Here is a 24911-nt window from a genome sequence, read left to right as displayed (position 1 = left end):
ACCCACTCTATGATTATCATGAGTGGGTTTTGTGTTTAGATTGACTGCTAATTACTAAAATATACCTGAGCTTTATCAATCTCTGCCCGTAGTTTTTCTTCATCAATTGTAAGCAGTTCTTTGTCTTTCATAAGAACTTTACCACCCACAATTGTAGTATTTACATCGGAGCTATTAGCAGAGTATACAAGAGCTGCTAAATCATTGTAACGAGGCATCCAGTGCATACCAGATACGTCATATAACACAATATCTGCACGATAGCCTTTAGCTAGTACTCCAAGATCTGTATATCCCAACGCCTTTGCACCTTCTACAGTGCCCATGTTCCATGCTGCTTGAGCAGGAATAGCCTTTGGATCATAAAGACGTGCTTTATGTAATGTTGCTGCAAGACGTACTTCTTCAAGCATATCAGCATTATTATTAGAAGCGGAGCCATCTGTACCAAGACCAACCGTAATACCTTTGGCAATCATTTCAGGTACTGGTGCAATACCGCTAGCTAATTTTAAATTAGATTGTGGGTTATGAGCTACGGCTACATTATTTTCAGCCATAATAGCCATATCTTCGTCTGTCACATGAACGCAGTGTGCGGCTAAGGTAGTATTCCAGAATAAACCTAAATCATGCATATGCGCAATTGGTGTCTTACCAGTAGCTTTCATAACATTCTCCACTTCTCCTTTTGTTTCGGACAAGTGCATATGAATACCACAATTTAATTCATGCGATAAGGCAATCACCTTTTCCATATAATCATCAGGGCAAGTATATGGTGCATGTGGTCCAAGCAATACTTTGATGCGGTCATTATCAAAGCCGTTCCAAGTGCGGAATAAGTCAGCATTTTCAACTAATGCTTGATCTGCTGTTGGGGATACACCGGCTAAGCCACGTGACAATACAGAGCGAATACCTGTTTCTTTTACCACCTCAGCAGTAGTATTCATAAAGAAATACATGTCGCTAAATGTAGTGGTGCCAGTGCGCAACATTTCAGCAATACCGAGTTGTGTGCCGTACCGTACATAATCGTCATTTAATTTTGCTTCTGTTGGCCAAATAGCCGTTTCAAGCCATTCCATAAGCTCAAGATCATCTGCATAGTTTCTAAATAGACCCATCGCAATATGAGTATGTGTATTTACAAGACCTGGCGTAGCCAATTGACCTTTACCGTCTAGTACTTCCTTAGCAGAGTCTTTTACCTTTTCAGCTTCTCTATCGTTTAAAATAGCTGTAATATAACCATTATTAATTTCAATGGCATGATTTTTTAAAACCCCCTCATCGGTGAGGACGTCTACATGAGTAATCAATAATTCAGACATAGTCTTCCCTCATAGGTATAACCGAGCCATGATAGCTCGGTTATATTTGTTTAATTTGAAAGCTAGTAATAGTTTAGATACAAAATGTATTACAGAAACTATTATATTTCAATACAGTATTAGTTTACTTTTGTTAGATAATCGATTTGTTCTTGTGTTAAAGAATCTAAATCATAGCCCATGGAGTTCAATTTAAGTTTAGCGATTTCCACATCTAATTCATGAGGCAATACGTATACTTTTGGATCCATTTCTTTACCGTTTTTCAAGATATACTCTGCAGCAAGGGCTTGCATAGCAAATGACAAGTCCATAATTTCTGCAGGGTGACCATCGCCAGCTGCAAGGTTTACTAGACGGCCTTCAGCCAATACATAGAGTTTACGACCATCAGACATAGTATAGCCTTCGATGTTTTGGCGAACCCTTTCGTGGCTTATAGCAAGTTCAGTAAGATCAGAAACATTCACTTCGCAGTCAAAGTGACCAGCATTACATAAGATAGCTTTATCTTTCATCACTTTGTAATGTTCTTTTACAATAACATCTTTACAACCTGTTACAGTACAGAAGATATCGCCAACCTTAGCGGCTTCAATCATAGGCAATACCTTGAAACCATCAAATACAGCCTCTATAGCTTTAATTGGATCTACTTCAGTTACATATACGTGTGCACCAAGGCCTTTTGCGCGCATCGCAACGCCTTTACCACACCAGCCATAACCAGCAACAACAACGTTCTTGCCTGTTACAGTCAAGTTCGTAGTGCGCATGATACCATCCCAAACGGACTGACCTGTACCATAGCGATTATCGAAAAGATATTTACAGTAAGAGTCATTTACAGCAATCATAGGGAATGTTAATTGTTTAGCGTTCTCTAATGCATATAAACGATGTACACCTGTTGTGGTTTCTTCACTCCCCCCTAACAAACGTTCTTTTGCATCTTGACGTGTAGTATGCAATAGATTTACTAAATCACCACCATCATCAATGATAATATGTGGTTTATGATCAAGTGCTTTATGGAGGAAGTTAAAATATTCTTCATCAGTACAATCGTACCAAGCATATACAGTAATGCCCATATCTACAAGACCTGCAGCTACATCGTCTTGTGTAGACAACGGATTGGAGCCCGTTACAATTACATCTGCACCACCGCGTTTTAATACAGTCGCAAGGTATGCTGTTTTTGCTTCCAAGTGAACACTAACAACAATTGTTTGGCCTTTGAAAGTTTGTTCTGCTTCAAAACGGTCACCTAATGTGTTTAATGTAGGCATAAAGTTAGAAACCCAATCAATTTTTTTGCGACCTTCTGTTGCTAAATTTATGTCTCTAATTAAAGATTGCATAATATCTCCTTTTACTCATACAAGTAGATACAATAGAATAAATAGTTGATAGTAAATCTACTTAGATTTATTGATACTATATAATTTTGTTAATATCGTTATAGATACTTACTTATATAGATAATATATTGCTTATATAGATAATAAATTACTTATATATCGAATGCTTCTTAATAAGCTACATTATTAAAATCATAAATTATTTAGATTCTACAATCTGGCGTAGCTTACCAATTGACTCTTCATAATTTGGAGTCAATACTCCCTCTTCGGTGATAATCGCTGTTACAAATTCATGAGGTGTTACATCGAATGCAGGATTAAGTACACCAATACCACTAGGGGCTATTTGAACACCGTGTAAAGCTGTTACTTCATCATCATTGCGCATCTCAATAGGAATATCTCCACCATTTTCCAGAGTAAAGTCAAATGTACTATAAGGAGCGGCTACATAAAACGGAATATTGTGGAATTTAGCTAGTACAGCCACACCATAGGTACCAATCTTATTGGCTACATCCCCTTTTGTAGTGATGCGGTCAGCACCGACGATAACAGCATCAATTAACCCATGTTGCATCGCATAGGCGGCCATATTATCTGTTTCAAGAGTAATAGGAATACCATCCTCGTGAAGTTCAAAGGCTGTAAGTCGAGCACCTTGTAATAATGGACGTGTTTCATCAGCATACACGCGTTCCAGTTGTCCATTTTCATGTAATTTACGAACAACACCAAGTGCTGTTCCTAGACCACCTGTAGCTAGTGCACCCGCATTACAATGAGTTAAGATGCGAATATTCTTTTTACCTTCAAATAATGTAGAGCCTGCTTCGGCCATACGTCTATTCAAAGACACATCTTCTTCGTGAATGATAATAGCCTCTTTTGTAATGAGGTCTACTACTTCACTCATTGAGGACATACTGTCAACATTAGTTTTCACAAGAGAAATTACACGATCTACAGCCCAAGCTAAGTTGATTGCCGTAGGGCGAGTTTCTTTTAAGATCTCACTAAACTCATATAAGCTTGTAAGTTGTTCACTAAATGGCGCCTCTAAACGTCCTGCTTCCATAGCAGCTAAAATGAGACCATAACTAGCAGCTACGCCAATAGCAGGTGCGCCACGAACGCGAAGCATTTTAATAGCTTCGGCCACTTGGCGCCAATCTGTACAGTGAACGTATGTAATTTCAGTAGGCAATTTAGTTTGATCTAATAGTACCAGCGTATCTTTACGCCATTCAATATTAATCATAACTTCTCCTTCGATGAACTATTGTGTATCATTATGAGTTGATTATAGCTTAAAACCACCATATTCATGCATGCGATTATGCGCATCATAACGAACATCCACATCGATTGCATCAATAGCACCTAAGATAAGAGATTTTAGTTGCGCCGCCATATTGCCCATCATTTCTACAACTTCCGCATGTGTCAAAGCAGATTCAGAAATACCTGCTGCATAGTTGGTAATCATAGAGATCGTAGCATATGCCATTTCAGCTTCATTCGCTAAATTTACTTCCGGTACATTTGTCATACCTACTGTATCGCCACCGAGCATGTGGAACATTTTAATTTCTGCAGGAGTCTCAAAACGAGGTCCCTCAGTACATACATAGGTACCGCCATTGTGTATCGTAAGGCCTTGTTCCGTACCTACCTTTTGAAGGATATCACGCAATTCAGGGCAGTATGGGTTTGTTACATCAAGATGTGCCACTGGACGGTCCCCACCTTCATAAAACGTAGTGATGCGGTTCTTTGTGAAATCTAAGAATTGATCAGTCAACACAAAATGACCTGGCTTAAAGTTCTCATTTAAAGAACCTACTGCTGTCGTGGAGATAATAAATGTAACGCCTAGTTTTTTGAGGCCCCAAATATTAGCACGATAGTTAATTTTGTGTGGAGGAATTGTATGATCTTTGCCGTGACGAGCTACAAAGATTACAGTTTTCCCATGGTATGTACCTTGTACATAATCTATTTCACCATATGGTGTCATTAAGGATTCTTCATGTATATTTTCAAAGATGGACGGATCATAAACACCAGTACCACCAATTACGCCAATTGCACTCATTGTGACCTCCTATTATTAATAACTCTATCTTTTATTTTCTCATAGAATAGAAAAACAGGCTATAGGAAAAACCTAGTAGCCTGTATTTTTTCTACATATTATAAAGTTTTTATTGAATTGGACCTTTTTGGGTGAACATATTTTGTAACTCTTCACGTGTGAAATGATATTTTTCATTACAATAATGGCAAACAAGCTCTGTTACGTCATCTTCCAAAATAGCATTCTTATCTTCTTCACGTAATGTCATTAGCACACTGGCAAAGCGATCACGACCACAACGACACTGGAAATGAATTGGTTCATTATATACTTCATTCACAGTTAAACCATCGAGAACGCGTTCCATAAGACCTTTACCATCTGGATTTGCTTTCAAATATTCTGTAATAGGACCAAGTTCATTAATATTCTTTTCTACTTGTGCTAATGCTTCATCTGTAGCATCCGGTAAGGCTTGTACGATAAAACCTCCAGCTACAACTGTATGGTAATCTGGATCTACTAATACACCTAAACTAATCGTAGACGGTACTTGTTCAGATGCATATAAATAATATGCCAAATCCTCTGCTACTTCACCACTTTGAATCGGGCTTGTAGAAGTATAGTCTTGCGCTAATTGTGTAAATCGCGTAACTTGTACTTCACCATTATGACCTACGGCAGCACCTACATCAAGCTTACCAGCATGCTTTAAAGGTACATCAACATGTGGCTCATCTACATAGCCTCGAACCGTATTATCAGAAAATGCATCTACGTGAACTACACCTAGTGGACCATCACCTTTAATACGAAGACTTACGTTTTCATGGTTTTTAAAATCACCAGCCAACAAAATAGCTCCCGTCATAGCACGACCTAAAGCAGCTGTTGCTACAGGCCATAAATCATGACGTACACGAGCCGTTTCAACTGTATCTGTTGTTACAGCTAAAGACATACGAACCCCTTCTCGGGTTGTAAAACGTTTTATATAATCCATTCTATCATTCCTTATTTCTACTTATTTTATTAAGGTATTATTTTTATATTGCTTATATAGTATATCATGTCAAATATTTAACTTTCAATAATAGAGAATATATGTTCGTCTAGTATGATTTAAAGTTAAAAGAACATATTTTCGATGATATAAAAACACTCAGTACCATAAGATACTGAGTGTTATATACAATTCTTAGATTTGATCGATAAGATTAACCATTTCGATTGCACCCATAGCACAATCATAACCTTTATTACCCGCTTTTGTACCAGCACGTTCAATAGCTTGCTCAATGTTTTCAGTAGTTACTACACCAAACATAACAGGAATACCAGTTTCCAAAGATACATGTGCGATACCTTTAGCCACTTCGTTGCATACATAGTCATAATGAGTAGTGGCTCCACGAATAACAGCACCTACACAAATAACTGCATCATAACGACCAGATAAAGCTGTTTTCTTAGCAATCAAAGGAATCTCATAAGCACCTGGAACCCAAATTACTGTAATATCCTCTTGTTTAACATCGTGACGAAGTAAACAATCTTCAGCGCCTCCGATTAATTTAGATGTAATGAACTCGTTGAAACGAGAACCGATAATAGCAAATTTCTTACCAGTACCTAATAAGTTACCTTCTTGAACCATCATTATGTTGACCTCCTCTATTCCATCTAAGGAAATATATATGTAACGACCGAGTTATATGGTGAAAGTTAATTAGTCTTCTAACATATGACCCATTTTTTCTTCTTTTGTTTTTAAATAGCCTGCATTAAATTTATTTGCAGCAATGATGAGTGGTACACGGCTAGTTACATTGATTCCCCAATGTTCTAAGCCATGACGCTTTTCGGGATTGTTAGTTAATAAGCGGATGCTTTTAATACCCAAGAAACGGATAATTTGAGCCGCTAAGGAATATTCACGCATATCTGCAGGGAAGCCTAATTGTTCATTTGCTTCTACTGTATCAAGGCCCTGTTCTTGTAATGCATAGGCTTTAATTTTATTGGTCAAACCAATGCCACGGCCCTCTTGTCGCATATATACAACAACGCCTTTGCCTTCTTTTTCAATAGCGCGCAACGCATTGTCTAATTGTTCACCACAATCACAGCGCTTAGAACCAAATACATCGCCTGTTAAACATTCAGAATGAATACGGACAAGCACATTGCTACAATCTTGAACATTACCCTTTACGATAGCTAAATGCTCTTTATGATCTAATTCATTTTTAAATACAAAAATATTAAAATCACCAAATTTAGTAGGCAACTTAGAACAAGCACCAAGCTCAACCATATCTTCATGTTGTTTACGATATTCAATAAGTTCTGCTACAGAAGCAATTTTCAAATCATGCTCCTTAGCAAATTTCATCAAATCAGGTAAACGGGCCATGTCACCATCATCTTTTGTAATTTCACAAATAACGGCAGCCTCCTGTAAACCTGCTAAACGGCAAAGGTCGATAGATGCCTCAGTATGACCTTGACGTACCAGTACACCGCCCTCTTTATATACAAGTGGGAATACGTGCCCTGGACGACGGAAGTCTTGAGGTTTCGCATTAGGATCTAATAGTTTTTGAATTGTATAAGCACGCTCTGCAGGAGACACGCCTGTTGTAGTATCTACATGATCCACAGTCACAGTAAAAGCAGTTTCATGGTTATCAGTATTTTTGGTAACCATTGCAGGAATGCCAAGTTTTTCTAACGCTTCGCGGCGCATAGGCGTACATACGATACCGCGGGCGTATTTAACCATGAAGTTAATATTTTCTTGCGTCGCAAACTCTGCAGCAATGATAAGATCGCCTTCGTTTTCACGGCTTTCATCATCAACGATAATAACAGGTTTACCAGCTTTAAGGTCTTGTAAGACCTCATTAATAGAATGTAATTGTTCGCTCATAGGAACGCTCCTTACTTATATAAATCCATTCTCTACTAAGAGGGATTGCATAGATTTTTTAGGCTTTTCTTCGGTAGGTTCACTACCAAGATTCATAAAATGACGAATATATCGTCCAGCAATATCCGTTTCTAAATTGACCTCTGTTCCAATATGAGCAAAACCTAAAATGGTTTCACTCAAAGTGTGAGGAATGATAGAGACGGAAAAACTACTGTCTGTTCGTCGCATAATTGTGAGGCTAATTCCATCGATGGTAATGGAGCCCTTATAGATAACATAATCCATAACAGATTTTGGAGCTTCGATAGTAAAGATAATGGCATTATCGGTTTGTTCACGATTAATAATACGACCTGTACCATCTACATGGCCTGCCACAATATGACCACCAAATCTACCATTAGCAAGCATAGATCGCTCTAAGTTGACTGGTTGATGGACTTTCAAATTAGTAAACGTAGTCATCTTAATGGATTCTGGCATCACATCCGCTGTAAATATACTATTGCCAATCGTTGTGGCCGTCAAGCACACCCCATTAACAGCTACGGAATCACCAACTTTTAAATCGCTAAAAATTTTTTCTCCTCGAATTGTTATGGCTAAGGATTTAGGGCCCTTTTTTATGTTTTCGATGCGGCCGATTTCTTCAACGATTCCCGTGAACATAAGCGCCCCTCCTTCCTTGACGATATGCTTCAATGCGAATGTTATTATCTAATACTTTAGTCTTGGTGAAAGTTAATTGCGGTGAAACCTCTAAACTTTCAAAACCTCGACCTCCTACAGCAGGTGTTGCATCGTTACCACCAATAATGGTATTTCCAATATATGTTACGACCTTATCAAAGTTCTTCGTTTCCACAAAGGAACTGATAATTGCAGATCCACCTTCAACAAGAATAGATGTGTAACCTAGTTCACCTAGTTTTCTAAGAATATCATCGATAGATAATTTCTTAATATCTATGACAATGTCTGTGCTCTTGCTTTTACGAGTAGAAATAGATTCTACTACGGTTACTTGAGCACCAACTTGTTCTAAGGCTTGTATCCGATCCTTAGGACAACCTTTAGATACGAATATATGAATCTTACGATTATTTATTTCAAAGACGCGACTAGTAGTAGGTGTTCTACCAAGACTATCCAAGATAATTACATCTGGTTGATGAATCGTAATCGGTTCATCAAGTATGCTTTTATCTAATAACGCATCTGATAATTCACTATCCGTTAAACGACAATTTAACTGTGGATTATCTGCCAAAATTGTACCAATTCCAACAAGCATGGCATCATGCGTGGCACGTAACACATGTCCATCGCGACGAGAGGACTCATTTGTAATCCATTGAGATTGTCCAGTAGATGTAGCAATTTTCCCATCTAGTGACATAGCACTTTTTAGAGTGACAAAAGGCTTACCTGTCTGTATATAGGTAAAGAAATGCTCATTTAGTTCAGCACATTCATCACTACATACGGGGCAAACAACCTCAATACCTGCTTCACGAAGTAACTCCATTCCCTTTCCAGAAACTAGTGGATTTGGATCTGTACTACCTACTATTACTTTAGCTATACCAGCCTCAATGATACGAAGCGCACAAGGTGGTGTTTTTCCATAATGGGAACATGGCTCTAATGTTACGTATAAAGTAGCACCTTTGGCATTATCACCTGCTTGATTTAGTGCATGCACCTCAGCATGAGCTGTACCAGCTTTATGGTGATAACCTTCACCGATTATTGTATTATCTTTTACCACAACAGCACCAACCAAAGGATTTGGTGAGGTGTGACCTGTGGCTAATTTTGCCAGTTCAATGGCGCGCTTCATATATACTACGTCATCCACCATATCACCTCAATAAAAAAAGGACTATTACATAGTCCTTGGGTCATCATAAATGCGCACAACAAACGTGCCTCGTCTTTTCTCATCCAGACTCTACTGTCGGTATCGGAATTGCACCGATTCATACCAAAAAGGTTCGCGGACTTTACCGCCGGTAAGGAATTTCACCTATCCCCAAAGACTTATCTATTTTGTTTATGAATTAATAGTAACACTTTTATTAATGTTATGCAAGAATAATAGTTTTGTATTGAGAAAGAATATTAAATAATTTAATTAAAATATAATTTTTAGAACACAAATACTAGAACAATATAAATAATAATATATATTTACTTTTAATATAAACATATATAAACTATGTATACAGTAAATAGTAACTTTTATCACATAATTACAAGTTAAACAAGTCTAATATAGTATATATGGTTTGGATAACCATATTTTAATGATAGTAATTATTAAATATAGGTGATAATATGGCAAAAAAACGAATTTCTGATGTACTTATAGAAGTCTTAGCCAATGCGGGCATCGAACGCATTTACGGTATCACTGGAGATAGTCTAAACTCTGTAAATGATAGTTTACGCCGCAATGGTAAAATTGCTTTTGAACATGTACGACATGAAGAAACAGCAGCCTTTGCTGCCGGTGCAGAAGCATCCCTAACTCATAAACTAACTGTATGTGCTGGTAGCTCTGGTCCTGGCAACTTACACTTGATTAATGGTCTCTTCGACTGCCATCGCAATCGTGTTCCAGTATTGGCCATTGCTTCTCACATTCCTCAATCTGAAGTAGGTTTGAACTATTTTCAAGAAACACATCCAGAAAATCTATTCAAAGAATGTTCTTGTTTCTGCGAACTTGTATCCAATCCTAAGCAAATGCCGGAAATTCTATTCCGTGCTATGAACGCTGCTGTTGGTAACCAAGATGTTGCTGTTATCGTTCTTCCTGGGGACGTTGCAGTTATGGAAATGGAAATTGATGAATTACCTGTGTGGAACCCACCTCGTTTACCTCATATCGTTCCACAACGAGAAGATATTGAAGAAATGGCGGCTCATTTAGAAACAGGCAAACGTATTACCCTATTCTGTGGTGCCGGCTGTGAAGGTGCTCATGACGAAGTAGTAGAATTAGCAAAACGCTTACAAGCACCGGTTGTACATGCTTTCAGAGGTAAAGAATGGGTTGAATGGGATAATCCATATGATGTAGGTATGACTGGCCTATTAGGCTATACATCTGGCTACCGTGCTATTGAACAATGTGATACATTGGTAATGCTTGGTACAGACTTCCCTTACCGTCCATTCTATCCAGAAAATGCGAAAGTAATACAAGTAGATAGAGATCCTAGCGCTTTAGGTCGTCGCGTACCTCTTACACAAGGTATCATTGGTACTGTAAAAGATACGTTAAAAGAATTATTACCTCTTGTAGGCCAACGTGGTGATACTGAATTTATTGATACTGTACGTAAAGCATATACAAAATTTAGAGCTGATTTAGATAGTTATGCCGTAGCTGAACCAGATGGTGTAGCAATTCACCCTCAATACTTCGTAAATCGCCTCAATAAACTAACAGCAGAAGACGCAATCTTTACCTTTGACGTAGGTACTCCAGTTATTTGGACTGCTCGTCACTTAAAAACAAATGGTAAACGTCGCATCTTAGGTTCCTATAACCATGGGTCTATGGCGAATGCTATGATGCATGCTATTGGCGCTCAAAATGCATGTCCTAACCGTCAAGTCATCTCCCTCTCTGGTGATGGTGGCTTTACAATGATGATGGGCGAAATGTTAACATTAAAACAACTTAACTTACCTGTTAAAATCTTTGTATTCAATAACGAAGAACTTAGCTTTATCGCTATGGAAATGAAAGCTTCTGGTTATCTAGACTACGCTACAGACTTTGTAAATCCAGATTTCGGTAAACTTGCTGAAGCTGCTGGTATCAAAGGTGTGAGCATTCATAACTCTAGCGAAGTTGATGAAAAAATCATGGAAGCCCTTAACCATAATGGCCCAGTCATCGTTAATGTTCGCGTAGATAAACAAGAACTTGCTATGCCTCCTAAAATTGCATATCAACAAGCTAAGGGCTTCAGCAAATACTTGATCAATGCAATCCTTGATGGCCGTGGTACAGAGCTTAAAGAAATGGCCAAAACAAACTGGATGAAATATAAATCCCTATACTAATATTGCCAATTTACAAAATCTGCCAAAATAAATAAACTGCAAAACTTTCAAAAAGAGGCGTCATCAAATGATGACACCTCTTTTATTGCATAATTTTAATCATATACTGTTATAAAACCTTCAGTCCAGCCCCTTAAATTGAGAGTAATTGTATCAATTCCTAAACAATCTAAACCATATACATTAAATATATCCCAGGTCTTATACCAATCTAATGCTTTCTCTGCATATTCTAAAGTGCTAAATAAACCTATGTATCCAGAACTGGAATAATATGGATCTATATCGTAATCATACCAAATACCATAAATTTTGTTATTTACTATTTCATAGTTAATATCATCACCTATATGAGTACAATCATTTAAATAGTGAGTTTTTATAGAAAAGGAATCATCATTTAACTTAGAAAATCCAGACAATATTTTAGATTCAACTAGAGCCTCTTCAGCTAATGATATATCAGAAAAAAATCCTAATCCAAAATATTCTGTATAAGGTAGCTCTTCATTTTTTTTATAGTGTGCTAAAGCTTCATATATTGGAACTCTCATAATTCACCAACTTACTTTAATATAATAACAAGATAAAAATTACACTTTAATTTTTTCTATCTATAATAGTCATCCTCGTAATCCTCTTTATACCGTATCGCATCGACCTCTGATGGAGATAATATATTCCCCTCTTCATCTACATATTCCAGGAATTCATTAAAGTATACACCTGGAATATCTGATTCTTCTAGTACTGGTGTATCCTCAGACTCAATATCCCAAAATTCTAGTTCAACATCGTGATTTTGCACTTCCTCAGTGATGTTAGATTCACTATTATTACCTTCCAAATTTATTTTGGGTTCTTTATAATCATTACAATCCGATGAGTTGATTCCTAAAACTTTTAATACCCCACTTATCATTACATAACACTCCCTTGCACCAATGATATATATTAATTATATTGTAGCAAACTACATAAAAATAAGCACTATATCAACATTTGGTATATAGTGCTTACTTTGTATTTAAGTCTTATCTTATATTTTATTATGCTCCAAACAGTGACATTTGTTCGTCTTCAGGAAGTTCACCACAGCATTTGAGGTCTTTCATAAGATCAATGATGGTATTTGATACTTTACAACGGCGTTGTAAGTCTTTTAGAGATGTAAATGGACGTTCATTTCTTTCCTCGACGATAGCATCAGCCACTGTTTCACCTAGAGAATCAATGGCTAAGAATGGTGGCAATAAAGCGCCATCCTTAATACTAAAGCGTCTAGCTTCGGAATGTTGAATATCTACATTAATAAAACGATAGCCCCGTTGATACATCTCCATAGATACTTCCAAGGCACTCATAAGGTCCTTATCTTTAGGACTGGCAGCACGATCAAGAGCCTTGATACGGTTAAACTCGGTCAATTGTGTTTTGAGGTCCCCTGTCATGATCCGTAAATCGAAGGCTTTCGCACGAATGGAGAAGTAAGCTGCATAAAATGCCAATGGATGATATACCTTAAACCAAGCAATACGGAAAGCCATCATTACGTAAGCTACCGCATGGGCCCGTGGGAATAGATAGGAAATCTTTTTACAAGATTCAATAAACCATTCAGGAATATTATTTTCACGCATTTCTGCTTCAAATTCCGTCGTAGCTTGCCCTTGTTTATTTCGTTTTTCAATACCCTTACCTTTACGAACGTTTTCCATTACGAAGAAACTATGTTTTCTATCCATACCACGATGAATCAAGAAGTTCATTACGTCGTCACGTGTTGAAATGGCTTCATTCAACTTACAAGTACCATTTTTAATGAGATCTTGCGCATTGTCAAGCCATACGTTTGTACCATGTGAAAAGCCAGAAATACGAACTAAATCAGAGAATGTTTGGGGACGAGAGTCTTCAAGCATGCCCCGTACGAATTTCGTGCCACATTCTGGAACAGCCAAGCTAGCTACTTGGTCACCTTGCAATTGCTCAGGTGTTAAACCAATCCCCTCTGTAGAGGAGAACAAGCTTAATGTCTTTGGATCATCAAATGGTATTGTCTTAGCATCGATACCAGTCAAATCCTCTAACATACGAATAATGGTCGGATCATCATGGCCCAGAATATCAAGCTTAGTCATACGACCTTCAATGGAGTGATAATCAAAGTGTGTCGTTAATACGCCACTTTCCTTTTTATTAGCTGGATGTTGAATTGGCGTAAAGTGATGCACATCCATATCTCGAGGACATACCATAATACCACCAGGATGTTGGCCTGTAGTATTCTTCACATTTGTAAAGCCCTTTGCTAAATGTTCAAAAAAACCATTACGAGCTTGAATGTCTCTAATTTCGGCGTACTTTTTAACATAACCAAAAGCAGTTTTATCAGCTATAGTGCCGATTGTACCTGCTTTAAATACATTATCACGGCCAAATAGTTCTTCCGTATATTTGTGAGCTTTTGCTTGGTAATCACCAGAGAAGTTAAGGTCAATATCTGGAACCTTATCACCTTCGAAACCAAGGAAAATAGCAAATGGAATATCGTGACCATTTGTTTGTAAAGCATGACCGCATTCAGGACAGTCTTTACGAGGCAAGTCAAAGCCCCCTGCATATTCACCCTTTTCAAAGAATTCTGAATATTTACAGTTAGGGCATACATAATGAGGCGGTAATGGGTTTACCTCTGTAATCTCAGACATGGTAGCGGCAAAGGATGACCCTACGGAACCACGGGAACCTACGAGATACCCATCATCAAGAGATTTTTTTACCAGCTTATGAGCGATGTAATACAATACGCCGTAACCATTGGAAATAATACAATCCAATTCATAATCGAGACGTTCTTGTACGACACGAGGCAATGGATCACCATAAATAGCCTTCGCATTTCTATAGCACATTTCTGTGAAAGCTTCGTCAGCACCTTCAATCTTAGGTGAATATGTACCATCAGGCACTGGCTTAATATCTTCAATGCTATCATTAATAGCACGTGTATTAGTAACGACTACTTCGTATGCTTTCTCTTCGCTTAAATAAGGGAAGGACGCAAGCATTTCATCTGTAGTACGTAAATGTAAATCTGGCTGTTCGTCTGCATCTGGATAACCACATGCAGTTAACATGATTTCACGATAAATTTTTTCTTCTGGTGTCAGGTAGTGAACGTCACAAGTAGCACATACAGGTTTGTTTAAGGCTTCTCCTAATTCGATAACGGTCTTATTCATATCAATAAGTGCCTGCTCGTCGGGCATGAGACCTTTACGAACCAAAAACGTATTGTTAGTATGTGGTTGAATCTCAAGATAATCGTAGAAGGATGCTACTTCCAAAAGCTCTTCTTTTGTAGCTCCACGAACAATGGATTGCATAAGCTCCCCTGCTTCACAGGCAGAACCGATGATAATACCTTCACGATGTTCTTCAATAACGGAGCGAGGCAAACGCGGACGAACTTTGTAATGTTCAAGGTGAGAAATGGAAATCATTTTATATAAATTACGCAAACCAACCATATTCTTAGCTAATAAAATAATATGGTAACGTTTATCTTTTTCTTTCTTTTTCTTTTTATCTAGTACAGGCTCTTCATCTTTTATTACCGTTTCATCTTCGATGAGGTAACCTTCTACACCATAGATAACTTTAACACCTAACTCCTTACCAAGAGCTTGCGCTTCTGGGAAGGCTTGTACTACGCCATGGTCCGTAATAGCCACCGCAGGATGGCCCCATTTTTTAATTGTTTTAAACAAGTCTTTTACAGATACAAGAGCATCTTTATCACTCATCTTGGTATGTAAGTGGAGTTCCACACGAGAGTCCGGACGATTTTCAGTTCGTTCCACACTAGTAGTTTCTATTGCTTCAATACTGCGAATAGAAAGAATATAATCCTTGTCAAAACGATCATCAAAGCTAACACTACCTTGTACGCGAACCCGTTGTAAGCCTTTTAGTTGTTTTAGTAATTCATCCCCTTCTTCAGGACTGTTCGTAAACTTGATAAATTTAATGCTATTTGTATCATCTACAATGCTGCCGTTAACGATACTTTTACCCGTCTTAGTATCACGTTTATCTAAACCAACAAAGACACCTTCAAAAATTACACTAGGTGTATCCAAGGTGCCCATGATTTTAGATGTGACCCCTTCAATTTTAGGTCCTAAAATCATGCCTTCATCAGTAGGTGCATCCTTTGGTACACGACGAGGATATTTACCATCCCCTTCACTTCCTTTAGCCGTAGATTTTGTAGTTTTTTTAGGTCCAAAGCCTTTGCTTGCTTTAGGTGTACTGCTCACAGATGCGATAGTATCACTACTGCTAGATTCGGCAGCCGTATGATTAGAACGAGACACAACAACTGGACTATTGTTGAAATAGCCTAATTCAATAGCTTCTACAAATGGGGCAAAATCATCTTCGTCTACATCATCATATTCATGTTGTTGGTCATAACCCGCAAAAGACTTGCCTCTAGGTTCTTGATTTTTAGCCTCTTCAGCTTCACGTTGTGCTTCAGCCGCTTCAATCCATTCACCAGCACCACAGCCACCGCCATAATAATAGGTATCTAACCCTTCACCCGTTTCAGTATCTACTTTCCAAGCAAAGCAACAAGCTGTATCTGTATTTGTTGGAATATCATCAAAAGAGATATTTTTTTCCTTATACCATGCAGACAACCTTTCACGTAGACTAAGCAATGTGGAAAATGCAGAGTCTGCTGCTTGAATCGTCACATGTTGGCTATGACAGTTCACATAGAAGGATGATTTCTTATTCTGTTTTGGTACAACACGATAACGTACTTTCATTTTTATCCCTTATACCCACAGTAGGTAATACATAAATCTCTAAATCGCCAAATATCGCCCTTGCTGCTACGGCTATCTAATATAATCTCATAAAGCCCTTTTAATAAAGCTCGTAGAGCCTTAATTGAAATTCTCGGACTCGCCTCGTAAGCTAGCTTAATCGGATATGGTTTAAATGACGAATCATGATCCTTACATAAGTTTTGTATGGCTTGAACAGACATACCCACTTGGCGACATTCGCTAACTAGCAACTGTAAACGTAATTGCCCCTCAATATAGCTCATAGCACGGTCTAATTCTTTATAGCCGAACATAAATGGAAATAGTTCAAGTAATGTATCGATATCTCTTTTTAATAGAGCCTCTTTAAAAGTAAAAATGTTTTTGGCTCCATAGTCACTACCGTTTTCTTCGAGAAATTCTTTGGTAATAACCTTTTCCCCAGTAATCTGTAAAAAATATCGGTCAAACTCAGTTCTCATAAAAGAAACAGGTACCTCTTGCCACAAATCAATGAGATGAGCCACATATTCCTGTGCATCAGGCGTCATTTTAAAGCCGTTAGACGTACAGTACTGACGTATCCACATCACGAGGTCTGCCCCTTCAAGACGCTTACATTGATGATTTGGTATTTTTTCTAAAATCTCTTTATTCTGCTTAATACGTTTATCAATCATATCATGATAAATCAAAACGATAGGATTATCTCCATTATATTCCAAGAGGAGTTCATACAATGGAATCCAAGCATCACTATTTTTGCCACTTTTACGAATGATAGGCAAATTAACTAAACAGAAGACCTTTTGATCGCCAAAAAGTGAATCTTCACATAGTTTTTCACTTATTTTTTGTGGGCCCACCTCATCATCTAATACAGTCACTGGAAGGTCTGGATAGGCACTTAAAAATTTACGTTTTTCTTCTTCAATTAATTGTGGTTCGTCGCCATAGATGAGTTGAATATGTGCCATGTTCCCTCCTTTCACAGATAGATATCTTTAATAAAGCTGTATCCCATTATATACATATGTTCTGATGATGGATCCACATCGCGTAAAGCACCATGAGGACTACTAAACAAAACAGTACTACGCGGTGAAATACGATCAATTTCATGCATTACACTAAATCGACTCGTTATAAATAAAACATTAGCCTTATCATTTAATTTTAGATTTTTTTCTCTACTTTGTCCATTATATACGACTATTTGGTTCATACCATTTTTATATATTACCCTTGCCGAACCGTTACTGTGAAAGTACTTAACTTTTACCATTCTAGGATTCATGCCATATGCCCTAATAGTTTGATTAATTAGACTTTCATTAGGCATTGTTTTAATATAATCTGGTGCATCGATTAACAAATATGCCTGTTCATGGTTTGGTGCTATACACAGCAGCACATTACACTGTTTCATAGGAATATAATGGATTAACGTATTCTTGTGATGATGAGTCACATAGTATGAAACACCATAGGCTGCAACCATGCATAATAAGGACATTACTACATATACAGTATACTTCTTCTTATGTGTCAAAAAGTACGTAAACAGACCTAGTAAAGTATAATATACATAAACACAATAAAGATGCATCATACCAAGCCAAAGTAAACTACCACTACTCCCTAAGACATGATTTAAATATAACGATATGCGTAATAGTACATCTATCAAAGACCATGGAAAAGATATAGACATTACATAGCTAATAACAGTGCTTATAAAGATTAAAATGATGGATATATCTAATATAGGTGCTACAACACAAGCTGCGAGTAAGCTAGCAATACTAATATAGTGAAAGTAATAGAGTTGTAATGGCAATATGAGTAATTGTGCGGATACACATAATACAAGAGGTGTTTTTATCCATTTTGGTAGCCATTGTATCCGTTCATATAGTACCTTCCCCCATATAAGTAAACCATAGGTTGCACCAAAGGATAGTTGAAAGCTTACATCAAACAAAGAAAAAGGATCATATACAAGACATAGAATAGCGCATATACATAAAGCCTGTTTAGCTTGATATAATCGTCCTTTTACATAAGCCATGCACATGAGTATACTCATCATCGTTGCACGTATAACTGGTGCATCTCCACCAACGATACAGCAATATATACAAGCTACTAATATACCTAAAATTAAGCATGTGCGCTTCCGTAATTTAACGAGTCTTCCTAAACCGTAAATTAAGGCTAATAGCAGTGCAATATGTGAGCCAGAGATAGATAAAATGTGGATGAGACCCGTATAAGCAAAATCTTTCATTCGCTCTTCCCCTAGTTCACTATAATGACCACCCAAGCATAAGGCTTGTGCTAATACCTTTTGTGGACCATCTAGATTACTAGCAATATTCTTTTCTATAGATTCTCGTATTTGACCACATAAATATAAACTTTTTCCATATAGTTTTTCAGAAAATATTTCTTGAAAGTGGAATGCTTGTAAATCTTTATTAGTAGCAGATCGATATACACCATCATAGATTCGACCTCTTGTATTAGAGCTCATATATCTACCTCTAAGATTAATGCGTCCTTCCTCTTCGATGAGAAATAAACTTTTTGGTGTACCTTCAATTATTGCTTGATCCCCTAGCCGTATTAAATACTTTGTAGTAGATACCTTTGAGTAAATCTGTAATCGACCCTGTGCCTTAATATAGTCGTTTTTAGCAGTATCTTTATAGGGATGTAATCCATGTAACTCTACATTATATTTGTAATATTCCTGTTTATCGATAGTTACTAATTCAGGATATGATACGACAGTGCCAAAATATTCTCCTTCTTGCTGTAAATAGAAAGATGTATAGCTGTTATAGTTAATAATTCGTAAGTCTGTTTGATAATAGGATAATCCCATTGCAGCAAAAACTAATATTAATAAATTGGCATATAAACGCCACCTACAATAAGATTGCATTATTTTAATAACAGTTACACCAATAATAGCTAAGGCAATCGCAAAAATATAATGCATTTGACTAAGTACGGGATAATATTTACCATATCCTAATATAGTGCCAATTATTATAGATCCCAATATAGTATGTGCCCATTGGCTATAAGTTATAAATGGCTTTGTATTAACTAATACTTGAGTATTGAAGATTGATTCCTCAAACGCTCGTTCTGTATTCCTAAATTTAGATTGTAATTTTATCTTTAATCTTCTTAAATACGCCATCACCGATGCCCTTCACCCCCTTGATACCTTCAACGGATGTAAAGGGTCCTTTTTGTGAACGATACTCTTCAATTCTTTTTGCCATAGCGGGTCCTATGCCTGGTAATGCATCAAGATCTTTTGCAGAAGCTGTATTGATATTAATTTTGTTACCGCGCAATAAAACCTCTGGATTACCGTGGAAGTTAAATACTATGTGGATATGATCTCCCGCATTAACCGACTTTGCCATATTGACTGATTCTACATCAGCATAAGGTAATAGCCCACCTGCTAACTGAACTACATCACCTACAGTAGCACTACTTTCAAACTCATATAAACCAGGTGAAACTACGGCGCCCGTAATATAAGCTATAGGTTTGTTGGATATTTGTTCAACAGTTGATATAGAAGAATTTCCATCTATTGCTCCTTCAACTAAGACAGAATCGCTTTCATCTGTTATAATAGGCCATAGGAAATAAATTCCTACTAAAACACATAGGATTAATATAATTGTCATATATGGCTTCAATTTTACTTTCATAGTGCACCTCCTACTAAAAGATTTCCCTATGAAAGAATAAATTCCTACTGTTGACTCTATTGGTCACACCAGCAGGAGTTTCATAATTGATGTCGAATATAAGGAGATACAATGAATCAAGAAACATTAAAAAAATATGCACATACCTTGTTAAAATATGGCGTAAATTTACAAAAAGATCAAACTCTTGTTATTTCTGTAGATGTAGAAAACAAAGACTTTGCAGTTATTGTCACAGAAGAAGCATATGAATTAGGTGCCAAAGAAGTTGTCCTCAACTGGAGATGTTCTCCAATCGCTCGTCAACGTTTATTACATGCTAAGGAATCTGTATTAGAAAGACCGGCTAACTGGATTCCTGAATTCTACAAGCAATACATCGATGATAAGGCCGCTTTCTTATCTTTGATTAGTGCGAACCCAAAAGCGTTAGAAGGTATTCCAACAAATCGTATTTCACTACAATCTCGTAACTTAAATAAAGCTTTATCCTTCTACCATACAGCGATTATGAACTCCTCTGTTACATGGTGCGTTGCTTCTGTACCAACGGTTCTATGGGCAGATTTACTTGGCTATGAAGGTACAGATGAACAGAAAATTGAACAACTATGGGCTACCCTATTAAAACTTTGCCGCATTGAAGGTGTAGAAGCGAAAGACACATATCGTCATCACATGGCAAAATTGCGTCACCGCTGTGAAGCATTGAATAAATTAGACTTAAAGGCATTGCGTTATACTTGTGAAAATGGTACTGACCTCTTATTAGAATTACCAGAAGGTCATATATGGCTAGGTGGTGAAGAATCTTCAAAGGATGGCACTATTTTTAATGCCAATATTCCTACAGAGGAAGTTTTTTCCGCACCCCAATATAATGGTGTTAATGGTATTGTATACAGCACAAAACCTTTAATTTACCAGGGTAATACTATTTCTGATTTCTCCTTTACTTTCAAAGAAGGTAAAATCGTTGATTATACTGCAAAAGAAGGTTATGAAGTATTAAAAGAGTTAATAGAAACCGATGAAGGCTCCCACTACCTCGGCGAAGTTGCTTTGGTGGACCACTTCAGCCCAATTAGCCAATCTAACCAAATTTTCTACGAAACATTGTTTGATGAAAATGCATCCTGCCATTTAGCGATTGGTGCATCTTATCCTACATGCCTCAAAGATAGTGATGGTTTATCTGAAGAAGAATTAAAAGAACGTGGCCTTAACTACTCCTTAACACATGTAGACTTTATGATTGGTCATGAACATATGAATATTAAAGGCTACACTCGTGACGGTCAAGAAGTAGACATTATGATTGATGGCCGTTTACAAGTATAAACAAGTGAAACGTTCCCATAAAAACTGGACTTCCTATCTAACTTGTCTATTAGATAGCAATTTATAATTGAAAGCTACATATAAAAGAGCCCCTATATACAAGCGTATATAGGGGCTCTTATTAGTGGTAAAAAATTATTATATCACAATGTAATATTCAATGTGCGGCCTGTAGATTTGTATTCAATAATGTCTACACCTGCGGTTTTCAACATCCGTTTGGATGCTTTTACTTCTTTTGTATCCTTATAGAGATCATCGCGATAGATAACGGCTTTAATACCACTTTGAATGATGGCTTTCGCACATTCATTACATGGGAAAAGCGTTACATATATTTTAGAGCCCTCTAAAGAACCGCCACGATAATTCAAAATTGCATTCAGTTCACTATGTACGGTATAGAAATACTTATTATCATCAGCTGTATCACGTTCCCATGTGAAATCATCATCACTGCAATTCAAAGGCATACCATTATAACCAATGGACAAGATTTTATTATCATTACTAACAATACATGCACCAACTTGTGTATTTGGATCCTTAGAACGTTGTGCTGCCAAAATGGCAACACCCATGAAGTATTCATTCCAGGAAATATAATCGCTACGTTTTGCCATAATTACCTCACTTAAAATAAGCCCCCTTCTACCTATGTAGTTGGGGGCTTACAATATTAAACAAATAGAATATCCTTATTTAACAACGATATTTACAAGTTTACTAGGTACGTAAATAACTTTTACGATATTCTTACCTTCTATAAATTCTTGAACACGGCTAGATTCTTTGGCCAATGTTTCTAATTCTTCTTTTGTAATATTTACGGAAACAGTAAGTTTATCACGAACTTTACCATTTACTTGTAATACTACTTCTACTTCATCTACAACGAGAGCTGCCTCTTCGTATACAGGCCATTTTTCAGTATGGATGGATGTAGTTTCACCCAATTCATGCCACAACTCTTCTGTCATATGAGGAACAAATGGTGCTAAAAGAAGCAATAAGGAATGTGTCAATTCATTAGCTAATGCGCTATTGATTGTTTCTGCTTTATCCTTATGAGCGTACATAGCATTTACAAGTTCCATGATAGCAGAAATAGCAGTATTGAAGTTGAAGTTGTTATCGAGGTCTTCTGTTACCTTTTTGATAACACGGTGTAATTCACGACGCAATCCGAATTCGTCTTTTGTAAGATCACCAGTTACATTTTTCTTAGCCTCTTCGTTGTACGCATCAACAATACGCCATACACGGCCTAAGAAACGATAAGAACCTTCAACACCTTGGTCAGACCAATCAAGGTCACGATCTACAGGCGCTGCGAATAGAATAAACAAGCGAGCAGTATCTGCACCATAAGTATTGATAATTTCTTCAGGAGAAACTACATTACCTTTAGATTTAGACATTTTACTGCCTTCTTTAAGAACCATACCTTGTGTCAACAAGCCACGGAATGGTTCATTTGCATCGATAAGGCCTAAATCGTGAATAACTTTCACAAAGAATCGAGAGTACAATAAATGCAAGATAGCATGTTCAATACCGCCGATATATTGGTCAACATTCATCCAGTAATTAGCAATTTTTTTATCGAATGGAGCTTGGTCGTTTTTAGCGTCTGTATAGCGCAAGAAGTACCAAGAGGAATCGATAAATGTGTCCATCGTGTCTGTTTCACGACGTGCAGGGCCACCACATTTAGGACATGTAGTATTTAAGAAGCTTTCAGATGTAGCCAATGGAGATACAGCACCAGATTCAAATTTAACATCCTCTGGCAAGCGTACTGGCAACTCTTCTTCAGGAACGAGTTGTTCACCACAAGTTTCACAGTATACTACAGGAATTGGCACGCCCCAGTAACGTTGACGAGAAATCAACCAGTCACGAAGACGGAAGTTTACCTTACCTTCACCAATGCCGCGTTCGTTAAGAGCAGCTGTAATAGTTTTACGAGCCTCTTCAGATGTTTGGCCATTATATTCGCCAGAGTTAACTAGAATGCCATCTTCATGGTACCATTCTTGCCATTTTTCAAGGCTGTATTCTTCACCTTCCCGAGCTACAACTTGTTTAATAGGCAAATCGTATTTATGAGCAAATTCCCAGTCACGTTCATCATGTGCAGGGGAACCCATTACAGCGCCTGTACCGTAGTCTACTAATACATAGTTTGCAATCCAAACTGGAACTTGTTCGCCAGACATAGGGTTTACTGCATAGGAACCAGTGAACATACCTTCTTTAGGTGCCTCTGTAGATGTACGGTCGATATCGCTCATATTGCGCATACGCGTAATGAAAGCTTCTAATTCAGCTTTGTTAGGAGCATTTTCAATAAGACGTTCTACATATGGATGTTCAGGAGCCAATACAACATAGCTTACGCCATAAATCGTATCAACCCGTGTTGTATATACAGATACGCGTTCATTAATGGACGGCACTTCAAAGGAGAATTCTGTACCTTCAGAACGGCCAATCCAGTTTTTTTGCATCAATTTAACGCGTTGTGGCCAATGATCAAGAGTGTCCAAATCAGTTAACAAGCGATCAGCATATTCTGTAATGCGCAAGAACCATTGAGACAAGTCTTTTTTCTCAACTGGGTTATCACAGCGCCAGCAAGCACCATCGATAACTTGTTCATTAGCCAATACAGTATGACAAGTTTCGCACCAATTTACTTTAGCTTCTTTTTTGTACGCTAAGCCTTTTTTATAGAACTGTTCAAAAAACCATTGCGTCCATTTGTAGTAATCTTCTTTACATGTTGCAACTTCACGGTCCCAATCATAGGACAAGCCAAGTGCTTTTTGTTGCAATTTCATGTTCTCGATATTATCAAGAGTCCATGTTTTAGGTGCAATACCATGTTTGATAGCTGCGTTTTCTGCAGGCATACCAAAGGAGTCCCAGCCCATTGGATGTAATACGTTAAAGCCCTTCATTTTCGTGAAGCGAGCTACTACGTCACCAATGGAATAGTTACGCACATGCCCCATGTGTAAATTACCAGATGGGTACGGGAACATTTCTAATACATAATATTTTTCTTTTGATTCATCATATTCTGTTTTAAACGTATGGTTATCTTCCCAATACTGTTGCCACTTTTTTTCAATATCTTGGGCTACATATTTTTCGTTCATGTAGGGGCCTC

At 37.4% G+C, this 24911-nt stretch carries 19 protein-coding genes and 1 riboswitch; of the genes, 2 read left to right on the top strand and 17 right to left on the bottom strand.

Annotation, left to right across the window (positions count from 1 at the left end; all coding sequences use genetic code 11):
• Positions 1-47 precede the first annotated feature (47 nt).
• From AAAT26_RS02195 to ribD, 9 genes are all read right to left on the bottom strand, one after another.
• The gene (locus AAAT26_RS02195) at positions 48-1337 is read right to left on the bottom strand and encodes an amidohydrolase (RefSeq protein ID WP_349208790.1); all 1290 of its coding nucleotides are present in this window, start codon (positions 1335-1337) and stop codon (positions 48-50) included.
• Positions 1338-1456: 119 nt separating this feature from the next.
• Positions 1457-2701: an adenosylhomocysteinase gene (locus AAAT26_RS02190; RefSeq protein WP_008713939.1), complete on the bottom strand. Its 1245-nt coding sequence runs from the start codon at positions 2699-2701 to the stop codon at positions 1457-1459.
• A gap of 199 nt (positions 2702-2900) precedes the next feature.
• Positions 2901-3965 (bottom strand): S-methyl-5-thioribose-1-phosphate isomerase, encoded by a 1065-nt coding sequence (gene mtnA / locus AAAT26_RS02185; protein WP_349208789.1) that lies wholly within the window; start codon positions 3963-3965, stop codon positions 2901-2903.
• 42 nt (positions 3966-4007) lie between these two features.
• Positions 4008-4802, bottom strand: a complete 795-nt coding sequence (mtnP, locus tag AAAT26_RS02180) for an S-methyl-5'-thioadenosine phosphorylase (RefSeq protein WP_008713941.1) — start codon at positions 4800-4802, stop codon at positions 4008-4010.
• 109 nt (positions 4803-4911) lie between these two features.
• On the bottom strand, positions 4912-5790 hold the full coding sequence (gene hslO, locus AAAT26_RS02175; RefSeq protein WP_008713942.1) for an Hsp33 family molecular chaperone HslO: 879 nt from the start codon (positions 5788-5790) through the stop codon (positions 4912-4914).
• A gap of 195 nt (positions 5791-5985) precedes the next feature.
• Complete coding sequence (gene ribH, locus AAAT26_RS02170) at positions 5986-6447, bottom strand: 6,7-dimethyl-8-ribityllumazine synthase (RefSeq protein ID WP_349208788.1); 462 nt, start codon at positions 6445-6447, stop codon at positions 5986-5988.
• A 69-nt stretch (positions 6448-6516) separates the two neighbouring features.
• Complete coding sequence (locus AAAT26_RS02165) at positions 6517-7719, bottom strand: bifunctional 3,4-dihydroxy-2-butanone-4-phosphate synthase/GTP cyclohydrolase II (RefSeq protein WP_156697552.1); 1203 nt, start codon at positions 7717-7719, stop codon at positions 6517-6519.
• A 15-nt stretch (positions 7720-7734) separates the two neighbouring features.
• Complete coding sequence (locus AAAT26_RS02160) at positions 7735-8391, bottom strand: riboflavin synthase (RefSeq protein ID WP_316073069.1); 657 nt, start codon at positions 8389-8391, stop codon at positions 7735-7737.
• Positions 8372-9586 carry a bifunctional diaminohydroxyphosphoribosylaminopyrimidine deaminase/5-amino-6-(5-phosphoribosylamino)uracil reductase RibD gene (ribD, locus tag AAAT26_RS02155; protein WP_349208787.1) on the bottom strand — a complete coding sequence of 405 codons (1215 nt, stop codon included), beginning with the start codon at positions 9584-9586 and terminating at the stop codon, positions 8372-8374. The genes AAAT26_RS02160 and ribD overlap by 20 nt, the downstream gene beginning before the upstream one ends.
• Before the next feature lie 67 nt (positions 9587-9653).
• Positions 9654-9769, bottom strand: a riboswitch (FMN riboswitch).
• Between the two features lie 293 nt (positions 9770-10062).
• Here ribD and poxB point away from each other — a divergent pair.
• On the top strand, positions 10063-11805 hold the full coding sequence (poxB, locus tag AAAT26_RS02150) for a ubiquinone-dependent pyruvate dehydrogenase (protein WP_316073067.1): 1743 nt from the start codon (positions 10063-10065) through the stop codon (positions 11803-11805).
• Between the two features lie 95 nt (positions 11806-11900).
• Here poxB and AAAT26_RS02145 read toward each other — a convergent pair whose 3' ends face one another.
• From AAAT26_RS02145 to AAAT26_RS02120, 6 genes are all read right to left on the bottom strand, one after another.
• On the bottom strand, positions 11901-12359 hold the full coding sequence (locus AAAT26_RS02145) for a hypothetical protein (RefSeq protein ID WP_316073066.1): 459 nt from the start codon (positions 12357-12359) through the stop codon (positions 11901-11903).
• 56 nt (positions 12360-12415) lie between these two features.
• Positions 12416-12727, bottom strand: a complete 312-nt coding sequence (locus AAAT26_RS02140; protein ID WP_229055772.1) for a hypothetical protein — start codon at positions 12725-12727, stop codon at positions 12416-12418.
• 127 nt (positions 12728-12854) lie between these two features.
• Positions 12855-16646, bottom strand: a complete 3792-nt coding sequence (locus AAAT26_RS02135; RefSeq protein ID WP_119562971.1) for a PolC-type DNA polymerase III — start codon at positions 16644-16646, stop codon at positions 12855-12857.
• Positions 16647-16648: 2 nt separating this feature from the next.
• Positions 16649-17626, bottom strand: coding sequence for a DNA polymerase III subunit delta (holA, locus tag AAAT26_RS02130; protein WP_024061647.1), 978 nt, complete (start codon positions 17624-17626; stop codon positions 16649-16651).
• Between the two features lie 11 nt (positions 17627-17637).
• On the bottom strand, positions 17638-19866 hold the full coding sequence (locus AAAT26_RS02125) for a ComEC/Rec2 family competence protein (RefSeq protein WP_349208786.1): 2229 nt from the start codon (positions 19864-19866) through the stop codon (positions 17638-17640).
• Positions 19823-20392: a ComEA family DNA-binding protein gene (locus AAAT26_RS02120; RefSeq protein ID WP_077708441.1), complete on the bottom strand. Its 570-nt coding sequence runs from the start codon at positions 20390-20392 to the stop codon at positions 19823-19825. The genes AAAT26_RS02125 and AAAT26_RS02120 overlap by 44 nt, the downstream gene beginning before the upstream one ends.
• Before the next feature lie 111 nt (positions 20393-20503).
• Here AAAT26_RS02120 and AAAT26_RS02115 point away from each other — a divergent pair, with 111 nt between their 5' ends.
• Positions 20504-21733, top strand: a complete 1230-nt coding sequence (locus AAAT26_RS02115) for an aminopeptidase (protein WP_278621922.1) — start codon at positions 20504-20506, stop codon at positions 21731-21733.
• Positions 21734-21876: 143 nt separating this feature from the next.
• On the opposite strand, the gene AAAT26_RS02110 is transcribed toward AAAT26_RS02115, so the two are convergent.
• Positions 21877-22356, bottom strand: coding sequence for a deoxycytidylate deaminase (locus AAAT26_RS02110; RefSeq protein WP_008713967.1), 480 nt, complete (start codon positions 22354-22356; stop codon positions 21877-21879).
• Positions 22357-22431: 75 nt separating this feature from the next.
• Positions 22432-24900, bottom strand: a complete 2469-nt coding sequence (gene leuS / locus AAAT26_RS02105; RefSeq protein ID WP_349208785.1) for a leucine--tRNA ligase — start codon at positions 24898-24900, stop codon at positions 22432-22434.
• Positions 24901-24911: the final 11 nt, after the last annotated feature.

The organism is Veillonella parvula (assembly GCF_040094895.1).
Lineage (GTDB): Bacteria > Bacillota > Negativicutes > Veillonellales > Veillonellaceae > Veillonella > Veillonella parvula_L.
This window is presented reverse-complemented; position numbering and strand designations above follow the sequence as displayed.